Origin of the sequence: Eubacterium sp. 3_1_31, from assembly GCF_964249515.1 — a bacterium.
Taxonomy (GTDB): Bacteria; Bacillota_I; Bacilli_A; order Erysipelotrichales; family Erysipelotrichaceae; genus Longicatena; species Longicatena caecimuris.
In genome coordinates, this window is the sequence record NZ_CAXUBY010000066.1 from 1 (window position 1) to 10,273 (window position 10,273).

A 10,273-nucleotide genomic window follows, 5' to 3' on the forward strand; every position below is an offset into this window, starting at 1 on the left:
CCGTAGAGCCGATAAAATAAGGCTTTGCGGACATTTGAGAAGATATAAAAAGATAGTTAAAAAGACATATATAATTTATAAGAAATAATACGAATTAACGTGATAAACTAATAAAAAGCAGGAAAAGAAAATGCTATCCTAAAAAAGAATAGCACTTGTTTATTTGACGATGACATCATTGCCATCTATCTGTTCCTGTTGTTTAGCCTCATCACTGGCAATATCCAAAATTTGTTCACCATTTCTTCCATACCGGCGTACGATGCGTTTATAGTATAAGATTGTATAAAAGTTTGCAATCGCATCCAGAATCAATAAAAAGCTGAAACAATTATGTAAGAGTTTATCCTCCATGTTCACTAAGATCAAAACCATACCGATGAGCAAAGGTGCAATAGCAAATCCTAAGTTCACCTTCCATTGTGCATCTTGCAGGCGGAATAAATTCATGGAATATTGTAAACGCAACGTACTGTCTAAGACAACCAAACCACTTAATACGATAGGATAATTATCTACGATCACACTTGGCTTACATGCGACTATCACACCGGCCAACAAATACAAGACGCCGAATGAAAAACTGAATTCATTTGGCTTTAAATAATCTTTCTTAAAGAAATACACCAGTATTTGAAACAACCCGACAAGGGCGACAATGATACCGGCAATCATAAAGAAATTTAAATACTGTTCCTTTGAAATACTGTAGGATAAGACAGAAAATATCAGATAAAAGATTGATAACACTAATAATTTCCAATTTTCAATTTTAAAATTCATAGAACTTCCTCCATTTTCTATTTAGTTTGGCTGCTTTTTGGTTTTCCACAAGGAAAGATAATCGCATAGAAAGAATAACACCGGGATAAAGACGAAGAAAAGAGCAAATATCACAAAGTTTGAAGGCAATGCCAGACTTTTCATCGTATACACGATGATGGTCCCAAAGATTTTGTTACCTTTTTCATAGAAATGCGCCTCTTTCTATCCTTGGCATTATTATATCACATTCTCATGTTTATGATATTTTTATTCAGTCACTATTCAATTCACTATGCGATTAAGAAAAAATTAATGCCTCTATGTTGCAGAGACAAAAAAGAAACTGCGCTTACAGTTTCTCGATTGGTTTACGTTCTGCCTTTAAATTATGTGTCTTTTGGCTTCTTTTTGCCAATTCTTCATTCACTTCTTCTAAGGTGATATCCTGATCGACCATCAATACTAACAGATGATACAATAAATCACTAAGTTCATTGATCTTATCTTCTTTTTGTTGCGCAAGCGTCGCAATGATTACCTCACTGCACTCCTCACCAACCTTTTTCAGAATTTTTTCAGTTCCCTTGTTAAATAAATAGCTGGTATAAGACCCTTCTTCTCCATGCGCTTTACGCTCTTTTATGGTTTCATATAAGACATCTAACTCTTTCATAGCTCTTCTCCTTCTACATTCCGATAAAAACAGCTGTAATGACCGGTATGACAAGCTGCCCCTGTCTGTTCTACAAGTAACAGTAATGTATCATTGTCACAATCCACACGAATATCTTTCACATGTTGGTAATGTCCGCTAGTTTCACCTTTTAGCCATAGTTCCTGACGGGAGCGACTCCAATACGTAGCAAAACCGCTTGTTATTGTTTTTTGCAAACTTTCTTCATTCATATAGGCCAGCATCAACACTTCTTTAGTCGTAACATCCTGTACGATGACCGGTACTAAGCCATTGCCTTTCATAAAATCAATCTCTATCATAAACGCACCGCAATTCCTTTCTCTTTTAGATAATGCTTGACCTGAGGCACACTCACTTCACCATAATGAAACATGCTGGCAGCCAATGCGGCATCTGCGGCATCTTCATCAAAAACTTCGGCAAAATGCTGTAAGCTGCCACAACCACCGGATGCAATCACCGGAACATCAACGATATCCCGAACCGCCTTACACAGCGCTATATCAAAGCCCTGCTTTGTACCATCGGCATCCATACTGGTTAATAAAATTTCCCCTGCTCCCAATTCTACTGCCTGCTTGACCCATGTTAAAAGATCCAAGCCGGTATCTACTCGACCGCCATTGACATATACATTCCAGCCACTACCATCTTGGCGTTTCTTTCCATCAACCGCTAAGACGATACACTGATTGCCGAAAATGGCAGCTCCCTCCTGAATCAGCTTGGGATTCTTCACGGCTGCTGAATTCAAAGAAACTTTATCAGCACCTGCTAATAACATCTTGCGAATATCCTCAACACTGCGAATACCGCCGCCAACCGTGAAGGGAATAAAAATAGCACTGGCGACTTTTTCTACCACTTGCACCATAGTATCACGCTGTTCATGGGTCGCAGTGATATCAAGAAATACTAATTCATCCGCACCTTGTTCATAATAGGATTTTGCTAATTCTACAGGATCACCGACTTCCTTTAATCCAACAAAATTAATGCCCTTTACCACACGGCCATCCTTGACATCCAAACAGGGGATGATACGTTTTGTATGCATAGCTATTCCTCCTTACAAAGGGTTAATGCCTCTGGTAGTGATAAGGTTTTGGCATACATCGCCTTTCCGGTGATGGCACCATATATACCCAATTCTTTTAAGGCCTGAATATGGGTGATATCTTTGATTCCTCCAGAGGCAATGACGTTAATGGAAACACTTTCCTTTAACTTCTTTAACATTTCTAGATTAGGTCCCATCATGGTTCCATCCTTGGCAATATCGGTTACAATAATCGTTTTTACTCCTAACGCTTGCATTTCTTTTGCAAATGTTAGGTAGTAAAGCTTTGATTCACTTAACCATCCTCTGCCACATACATAACCATCACGACAGTCAATACCAACCGCGATATGTGTTTGATAGCGCTTAATGGCTTGTTTTAGGAAAGTGCGATCTTCAATAGCAGCAGTACCTAAAATAACGCGCTCTACACCATGCTCCAAATAATATGCCACATCCTCCATGCTGCGAATACCACCGCCGACTTCTACCGGGATATGCAAGGAAGCAGCGACCTCACAAATCAGTTGCTGATTACACTTTTCTCCCTTCTTAGCACCATCTAAATCCACCATATGCAAGTATTGGGCACCTTCTTTTTCAAAGGTCTTTGCGAGATCTAAAATATTGTTTCCGACCTGTTCCTGCCTGTTATAATCCCCTTGATACAAGCGCACAGGCTTTTGTTCAATGATATCAATTGCTGGTAAAATGATCATGCAAATTCCTCCTTGAACCAACGTAATATGTTCAATCCATCTTCTCCGCTTTTTTCCGGGTGAAACTGTGCTCCTAAGATATTATCTTTACGTACAAGTCCCGGTATCTTTAAGCTGCCATAGCTGGAATATCCTAAGATATCTTCAGGGCGATAGTTCTGTGCATAATAGGAATGCACGTAATAAACAAAAGGAGCTTGACTCAGCTTATCGAAAACGGAAGCCTTTTGCATTGGTTCTAACAGATTCCAGCCGATATGTGGAATCTTTACATTCGAATCTTGCATTTTTACGATACTGCCTTGTAAAAAGCCTAAACCTTTCGTGTACGTACCTTCATAACTATCTTCAAACAACGCCTGCATACCAAGGCAGATTCCCAATAATGGTTTCTTTTTCTGCAGCACTTCTTCTTGTAGTACAGGCAATAAGCCTAATTCTTCTAAATGTTTCATACAATCGGGAAAAGCTCCCACACCCGGTAAAACCAATTTATCTGCTTGTTGTATTTGGGCTGCTTGATTGGTAATGATGCAGGCAGCGTTCAAATGATGCAAAGCGTTTTCTACACTATGCAAATTGCCCATGCCATAATCAATGATGGCAATCATTCTAACATCCCCTTTGTACTAGGAAAAGCATCCCCTATGACCTGTGTAGCTTGCTCTAATGCGCGTCCTAAGGCTTTAAAGATCGCTTCTACCTTATGATGATCATTGGTTCCATAGAAAACATTCACATGTAAGGTAATTCCTGCCTGAAACGCAAAAGCACGTAAGAATTCTTCAACCATTTCACATGAGAAAGTGCCAATCGTATCGCGTTTTAATTCACAATGGTATACCAGATAACTGCGGCCGCTGATATCCAAGCTAACATTCGCCAAGGTTTCATCCATGGGAAGATTCATAGAGCCATAGCGTGCTATTCCTCGTTTATCCTTTAGCGCCTGCTTTACACAGCTGCCTAAGATGATACCGCAATCTTCAACAGTATGGTGATCACATACTTCTAAATCTCCTTTTGCTTGCATAGTAATATCAAAACCAGAGTGAAACGCAAGCAATGTCAACATATGATCAAAGAAGCCAATACCGGTAGCAACAGCAGCCTGCCCACTGCCATCCAAGTTGACCTTACATTGAATGTTTGTTTCTTTTGTTGTCCGTACTTCTTCAGCCAATCTCATAGGTATCCTCCTTATCAAATGCTACTAGCAAATCTTTTATGCATGCATTTTCTTCTTTACTGCCAATAGTGATACGAAAACTATCATCATTCGCATAATTTCGTATTACGATGCCATGTTCTTGCAAACGTTTTAACATTGCCTGTTTGCGCTGACTGCGGCCATATAAATAATTGGCCTGTGAAGGATAAAAGGTGATAGTTTGCAGATTTGCTAATGCTTGATAGAGCTTATCACGTTCTTCACAAATCGATTGTATCAATGGTTGATATCGTGAAGCATGGCGCAATACAACCGCCCCTATCTTCTGATCAACGCTTGATATATTATAAGGCACAATATGTGGCCGCAAGGTTTGCATCATCGCTTTATTACCAATCAAAAAACCTAAGCGCACACCAGCTAAGCCATAGGCCTTGGATAATGTACGAGTTACATACAGATTGGTATAATTGCTTGTTTCCTTAAGCATGCTGTCACGTGCAAATTCCGCATATGCTTCATCAATGACAACCGGTATACAAGGAAAAGCATCGACAATCTTTAACAGTTCTTGATTGGACAGGGCATGTCCGCTGGGATTGTTAGGATTTGAAAATAAGATCATATCCACGCGCTGTTCACGTCCTTGTTCAATGAAAGCATCGACATCAAAACGACCATCCGCATCAGTCACAAACTTGACTACCTGCGTTTCTTGCATGCCGGCATAATAATCATACATAGAGAAATCCGGTTGTAAGGTATATAGTTTCTTATCTTTCCCCAGGAAATACTGAATCAGAAACCCAAGCATTTCATCACTGCCATTACCAGCCAATATGCAAGCAGCATCCAGTTCCATAACTTTGGCATACGCTTCAATCAGCTCTTTGCTTGTTTCATCCGGATAGCGATGAAAGGAAAGCTTGTTGAGTTCATGTAACACTTCCTTACGCAATGCTTCATCAAGATCACAATACAATTCATTTGCATTCAACATGATCTTGCCATTCTCTTTAGGAGGTGCATAGGTTTCTACCTGTTTCATTTCTTCAACCTCACCTTCACGGCATTGGCATGCGCATCCAGATCTTCCTGTTGTGCCATACAAATAATATTATCGCCATATGCCTGAATAGCTTCTTCACTATATTGTAAATAACTGCTCTTCTTAATAAAACTATCTACCCCTAAGGCACTTGAGAAGCGAGCGGTACCACTGGTAGGCAAGACATGATTGGTACCACCGTAATAATCTCCAACACTTTCACAAGTGTAATAGCCTAAGAACACACTGCCGGCATGACGCACTTCATGAAGCAGTTGCATGGGCTGCTTTACCATTAGCTCTAAATGTTCCGGGGCGATGGCATTGGCAATTTCCACACATGCAGATAAGCTTGCACAACAAATCGCTGTACCATAATTTTTTAAGGATTGCTCAACAATTTCGCGTTTCGGCAAGACAGCAGTTTGCTTGACTAACTCTTTATTCACATTCTCCAATAGTTTTGAAGATGTTGTCACTAAGATTGCACTGGCCATCGGATCATGCTCTGCCTGAGATAACAAATCAGCTGCTACATAAGCTGGATTAGCATCCGCATCCGCGATGACTAAGATTTCACTAGGACCGGCAATCATATCAATATCCACTTTGCCATAAACTAGTTTTTTAGCTGCTGCCACAAAGATATTACCGGGGCCAACAATTTTATCCACTTTTGCGATGGTTTCTGTTCCATAAGCTAATGCGGCAATGCCCTGAGCACCGCCAACCTTATAGATTTCTGTTACTCCTGCTAATTTTGCGGCTGCGGCAATATTAGGATGTAAAGTTCCCATCTTGGATGGTGGTGTAATCATGACAATTCGCTTTACTCCGGCAATACGTGCGGGAATGGCGTTCATTAAAACGCTAGAAGGATATTGCGCCCGGCCTCCGGGAACATAGATGCCCACACTATCCAGAGGCAAGACACGCTGTCCCAAATAAATGCCCTTAGCTTTTTCAAGCAGATAGCCATGCTGCTTCTGTGCATTGTGGAAATATTCAATATTCACTTTTGCCTGCCTCATGCTTTCCACAAATTTTGGATCTGCTTGGGCAGCCGCTTCATTGATTTCTTCTTCCCTTACTCTGTAATCTTCTAAATCAATGCCATCAAACTGTTTGGTATAACGCTTGATGGCTGCATCTTTTTCCTTTTTCACCGCATGTAATATTTCCGTAACCTTTAAGATTACTTCCGTGCTGATATCCTCACTGCGGCTATCTAAGTATTCTCGTAATTTTTCGTGATCGTTTGGATCAATTTGTCGTAACATCATTCTCACCCAAGCTTTCTTTTAAATCCTCTAATACTTGTGAAATCTCTTTTCGCTTTAATTTAAAGCTCGCTTTATTCACAATCACTCTGGCACTGATTTCACATACCGTATCAAATACCACAAGTCCATTTTCTTTTAACGTCGTACCGGTTTCCATAATATCGACAATACCATCGCAAAGTCCTAAAAGCGGTGCCAATTCCACACTGCCATCAATCTTAATCAGTTCCACATCCATGCCTTTCGCTAAGAAATATTTCTTTGCGATATTAGGATATTTGGTGCCGATCTTGACATGTCCAACTTTATCAAAAGGACTTTTTCCTTGTAATCCGGCAACGATAAACTTACATTTTCCGATTCCCAGATCCAGCATTTCATAATAATCCTTATCGCCTTCTAACAGCGTATCTTTCCCAACTACGCCAATATCTGCAACGCCATGCTGAACATACGTGATACAATCATTTGCTTTCACAAGGAAATACTGCACATCTTTTTGCGAATCCTGAAAAACCAGCTGTCTGCCTTTATTTTTCACACTTTCTATCCCATAACCGCTTTTTTCCAACAGTTTGATGGTTTCTTTCTCTAATCTTCCTTTGGTTAATGCAATCGCAATGCTCATCGTACATCCTCCTTAATCACACAGACATCCTCATACGCCTCATCCTGCAACAATTCCACGATATGGTCCTTGCGCAGTTCTTTCGCCTTTTGCAAAGCTTTTACTTTTGCCTTCATTGGATAACATAACCTAACACTTGGCTGCTTCGTCGCTACTTTTTCCAAGACCGGTAATACATAATCTAATTTTACGGAAAAGCCAATTGCCGGCATCGGACTGCCGAATTTTTCTGCCAAGGTGTCATAACGTCCTCCACTTAAAACACTGGTTCCAATGCCTTCCACAAAGCCTTCAAATAATAAACCGCTGTAATAATTCAAATGCGGTACTTTACCTAAATCAAAGGTAATATGTTTTTCATAACCTAATTCTTTTAATTGATCATATAACTCCTTCAAACCGGCAATGATGGCTCTAAGCTTGGGATGAAAACAATAAGGCAATGCTTCTTTTAACACCTCTACATCCCCACACAACCATGGCAGCTGTAGAAAGAAAGTCTGTACTTCCTCACTCAGCGCTAAAGATTCTAAAAAAGAACTCAATTCACTCATGCTTTTACGATCAATCAAATCAGCCAGTGTTTTTATATCTTCTTCATCTAAATGTAAATCGCTGCATGCGCTATGGAAAAAATTGATATTGCCTAATTCTAAGGTATATGCATCTTGTTTCAGTTTCTCCATGACTTCACATGCACAAACAAGAATTTCCAGATCACTTTCTTCGGCACTCTGTCCCAACAATTCAATACCACAATCGGTTACTTCATTGCGCTTACCGGCAAAAGACTCCTTTACTTTATAAACGTTCGCGCAATACTGAAAACGAAACGGCGGCTTTTGATCCTTAAAACGCGTTGTGGCAACACGAACGATCGGTACGGTCATATCCATGCGAAGTGTTAAAATACGACCATTATGATCAAAGAATTTATACATCGACTCATCTTTTACGTTATCAAATCCAACCTGATATGTTTGGTAAAATTCAATAGATGGAGTAATGATTTCTTTATAGCCGTAACTATCAAATACAGCCTCGATTTCCTTCTGCAATGCTTTTTTTACACTGCATTCACCTAAAATCAAATCTCTTGTCCCTTCTGGTATGGCAAATTTTTTCATGTTTGTTCCTCCCTTGCTATCTTTCTATCCGTATGCATCTAGATGGGGATAGCATGCATCGCTTTATACAAAAAAAGCTTTCATCCAAAGGACGAAAGTTACCTTACGTGTTTCCACCTTAGTTCATTGATGCCTCACAGCACCAACCTCTTCGAGTACCAACATACTCTAGCACGATAACGGGTGCAGGGTCATTTCCGATTTCAGCTACTGAAGTTCCCTGAAACTGCTCCAAGATGTGTTCGTGAATAGTTATGCATATCTTTCTTCCACCAATGAAAGACTCTCTGTCATGTTCCCTAAACCTACTATTTCTTTTCGACGCATTCATATTCTATATCTATCTTACTTCCAAGGAATGTAAATGTCAATCATTATTTTGAAATATTTTCATTTAATCTATGAAATTAATTTACATACTGTATTACGTTTACTTCCTTTACCTCCCCTTTAAACCATAAAATGATGTTTCTACGAATGGAACTTATATTATGAATATCCTTCGATAATATAGAAATTCCAATGGTACCCATGCTATAGCAAAATGAATATACCATACGATTTCTGTATTAAAACAGTAAATGCTTTATTGTTATAAAAACCATAAACCCTATCATAAACATAGAACCTAAAAAAAACCATTCCTCCTTATGACGAAATGGTTCTCTTAGGTTTTACCGCCTTTTCTCTGATGATCGTTTCTATGATGCTATCACAAATGAGACTAGTTATTGTTTACTTTCTCTGTTACTTCTTCTTCATATGTATCTAGCAGCCTTCGTGCTTCTTGTTCATCCTCACAGCCAAAATATGCCAATGGATAACATATCCCATGTATCTGATTCAAAAAAATCTTACCAGCCAATTCCATAGGGCCCCCATACTTTGCACAGCGAATCGCTGCACGATAAACAGCAGGTTCATCCAGTGCGAACACATCCTTATCACAAGGAGCATCATCACAATCCCAACAGCCAGCAATGCCTTTTTCTTTACAACAATGCTGTTGATAACAACCTGTCTTCTGCATATGCCTTGCCAGTGTTGGATCATTGGATTTACAGCCTTTGCAAAACCAAGCATCTGCACAAAGCGCACATGCCTTTCCGCAATACCCCAGATTATTCCTTACATCCTTTTCATTCATTCGTGTTACCTCTGTCTTATATCGTTATGCATTTGTTATCTTTATTATAGCATAGGCGATAGATAAAGTAAGCCATTTACTCAGCTTTTTTCATCATTTAAAAACTGTTTCAGCGTAATTAAAAAGTCACAGAAGGTTTCCTTTTGTTCATTTGAAAGACTGCGAAAAAACTGGATGATCGCAACTTCTTTTTCATCTACCTCCATTAGCTGTTTTTCTTCCATACCACACCACTCCTTCGTTTTATATAGTATAGATTTCCTTAGCAGTTGTCCATAGATAATCTGCTATAAATAGCAGATTCTACATCCTATTCACCATAATTTCTGATAATTTTACAAAAATTGTAAGTTCTTAGAATAAAAAAGCTTTTCCATAATTTTATAACCATATGAAAAGAATATAAGACATGTAGAATCTTTTAGGCTCTAAGCTTTAAAGCTCGAAACGTTGAATAATTTTTCTAGCTCTCTAAAGTACTGATGAATACATCTGGTTATACTAGACATATCGATGTTTCCATAAAAAAGAAAACAGCGCCGTTGGCACTGTCAGACTGTCGACAAACAGGGGTATTTCCAAATTTAACATCTTGGATTTACTTCTGTTTTTTTATACTTCCTTTGTT

At 39.2% G+C, this 10,273-nt stretch carries 13 protein-coding genes and 1 other annotated feature; all 13 genes read right to left on the reverse strand.

What is annotated here, in order from left to right:
- Positions 1-159: 159 nt before the first annotated feature.
- Positions 160-783, reverse strand: coding sequence for a DUF308 domain-containing protein (locus ACESSZ_RS15595; protein ID WP_132224366.1), 624 nt, complete (start codon positions 781-783; stop codon positions 160-162).
- A 331-nt stretch (positions 784-1,114) separates the two neighbouring features.
- Complete coding sequence (hisE, locus tag ACESSZ_RS15600; RefSeq protein WP_008689607.1) at positions 1,115-1,438, reverse strand: phosphoribosyl-ATP diphosphatase; 324 nt, start codon at positions 1,436-1,438, stop codon at positions 1,115-1,117.
- Positions 1,435-1,761: a phosphoribosyl-AMP cyclohydrolase gene (gene hisI / locus ACESSZ_RS15605; RefSeq protein WP_196029572.1), complete on the reverse strand. Its 327-nt coding sequence runs from the start codon at positions 1,759-1,761 to the stop codon at positions 1,435-1,437. The genes hisE and hisI overlap by 4 nt, the downstream gene beginning before the upstream one ends.
- The gene (gene hisF / locus ACESSZ_RS15610) at positions 1,758-2,519 is read right to left on the reverse strand and encodes an imidazole glycerol phosphate synthase subunit HisF (RefSeq protein WP_331866642.1); all 762 of its coding nucleotides are present in this window, start codon (positions 2,517-2,519) and stop codon (positions 1,758-1,760) included. Before hisF ends, hisI begins: the two co-directional genes overlap by 4 nt.
- Positions 2,520-2,521: 2 nt before the next feature.
- The gene (gene hisA / locus ACESSZ_RS15615; RefSeq protein ID WP_331866643.1) at positions 2,522-3,241 is read right to left on the reverse strand and encodes a 1-(5-phosphoribosyl)-5-[(5-phosphoribosylamino)methylideneamino]imidazole-4-carboxamide isomerase; all 720 of its coding nucleotides are present in this window, start codon (positions 3,239-3,241) and stop codon (positions 2,522-2,524) included.
- Positions 3,238-3,852 (reverse strand): imidazole glycerol phosphate synthase subunit HisH, encoded by a 615-nt coding sequence (hisH, locus tag ACESSZ_RS15620; protein WP_008689611.1) that lies wholly within the window; start codon positions 3,850-3,852, stop codon positions 3,238-3,240. The genes hisA and hisH overlap by 4 nt, the downstream gene beginning before the upstream one ends.
- Positions 3,849-4,430 (reverse strand): imidazoleglycerol-phosphate dehydratase HisB, encoded by a 582-nt coding sequence (hisB, locus tag ACESSZ_RS15625; protein ID WP_331866644.1) that lies wholly within the window; start codon positions 4,428-4,430, stop codon positions 3,849-3,851. Before hisB ends, hisH begins: the two co-directional genes overlap by 4 nt.
- The gene (gene hisC, locus ACESSZ_RS15630; RefSeq protein ID WP_331866645.1) at positions 4,417-5,460 is read right to left on the reverse strand and encodes a histidinol-phosphate transaminase; all 1,044 of its coding nucleotides are present in this window, start codon (positions 5,458-5,460) and stop codon (positions 4,417-4,419) included. Before hisC ends, hisB begins: the two co-directional genes overlap by 14 nt.
- Positions 5,457-6,740, reverse strand: a complete 1,284-nt coding sequence (gene hisD, locus ACESSZ_RS15635) for a histidinol dehydrogenase (protein WP_331866646.1) — start codon at positions 6,738-6,740, stop codon at positions 5,457-5,459. Before hisD ends, hisC begins: the two co-directional genes overlap by 4 nt.
- Complete coding sequence (gene hisG / locus ACESSZ_RS15640; RefSeq protein WP_008689615.1) at positions 6,724-7,371, reverse strand: ATP phosphoribosyltransferase; 648 nt, start codon at positions 7,369-7,371, stop codon at positions 6,724-6,726. Before hisG ends, hisD begins: the two co-directional genes overlap by 17 nt.
- Entirely contained in the window at positions 7,368-8,498 is a 1,131-nt protein-coding gene (hisZ, locus tag ACESSZ_RS15645; protein ID WP_008689617.1) for an ATP phosphoribosyltransferase regulatory subunit, read from the reverse strand. Before hisZ ends, hisG begins: the two co-directional genes overlap by 4 nt.
- Before the next feature lie 84 nt (positions 8,499-8,582).
- Positions 8,583-8,829: a binding site (T-box leader), on the reverse strand.
- A 393-nt stretch (positions 8,830-9,222) separates the two neighbouring features.
- Positions 9,223-9,645: a DUF3795 domain-containing protein gene (locus tag ACESSZ_RS15650; RefSeq protein ID WP_008978790.1), complete on the reverse strand. Its 423-nt coding sequence runs from the start codon at positions 9,643-9,645 to the stop codon at positions 9,223-9,225.
- Between the two features lie 80 nt (positions 9,646-9,725).
- Positions 9,726-9,869, reverse strand: a complete 144-nt coding sequence (locus tag ACESSZ_RS15655; protein WP_008689621.1) for a hypothetical protein — start codon at positions 9,867-9,869, stop codon at positions 9,726-9,728.
- Positions 9,870-10,273 lie beyond the last annotated feature (404 nt).

What these genes read in the sequence shown, in the direction of transcription:
- ACESSZ_RS15655 (WP_008689621.1), bottom strand. Translation starts at nt 9,869, where the DNA reads ATGGAAGAAAAACAGCTAATGGAGGTAGATGAAAAAGAAGTTGCGATC.
- hisI (WP_196029572.1), bottom strand. Translation starts at nt 1,761, where the DNA reads ATGATAGAGATTGATTTTATGAAAGGCAATGGCTTAGTACCGGTCATC.
- hisC (WP_331866645.1), bottom strand. Translation starts at nt 5,460, where the DNA reads ATGAAACAGGTAGAAACCTATGCACCTCCTAAAGAGAATGGCAAGATC.
- hisH (WP_008689611.1), bottom strand. Translation starts at nt 3,852, where the DNA reads ATGATTGCCATCATTGATTATGGCATGGGCAATTTGCATAGTGTAGAA.
- ACESSZ_RS15650 (WP_008978790.1), bottom strand. Translation starts at nt 9,645, where the DNA reads ATGAATGAAAAGGATGTAAGGAATAATCTGGGGTATTGCGGAAAGGCA.
- hisE (WP_008689607.1), bottom strand. Translation starts at nt 1,438, where the DNA reads ATGAAAGAGTTAGATGTCTTATATGAAACCATAAAAGAGCGTAAAGCG.
- hisF (WP_331866642.1), bottom strand. Translation starts at nt 2,519, where the DNA reads ATGCATACAAAACGTATCATCCCCTGTTTGGATGTCAAGGATGGCCGT.
- ACESSZ_RS15595 (WP_132224366.1), bottom strand. Translation starts at nt 783, where the DNA reads ATGAATTTTAAAATTGAAAATTGGAAATTATTAGTGTTATCAATCTTT.
- hisZ (WP_008689617.1), bottom strand. Translation starts at nt 8,498, where the DNA reads ATGAAAAAATTTGCCATACCAGAAGGGACAAGAGATTTGATTTTAGGT.
- hisA (WP_331866643.1), bottom strand. Translation starts at nt 3,241, where the DNA reads ATGATCATTTTACCAGCAATTGATATCATTGAACAAAAGCCTGTGCGC.
- hisD (WP_331866646.1), bottom strand. Translation starts at nt 6,740, where the DNA reads ATGTTACGACAAATTGATCCAAACGATCACGAAAAATTACGAGAATAC.
- hisG (WP_008689615.1), bottom strand. Translation starts at nt 7,371, where the DNA reads ATGAGCATTGCGATTGCATTAACCAAAGGAAGATTAGAGAAAGAAACC.
- hisB (WP_331866644.1), bottom strand. Translation starts at nt 4,430, where the DNA reads ATGAGATTGGCTGAAGAAGTACGGACAACAAAAGAAACAAACATTCAA.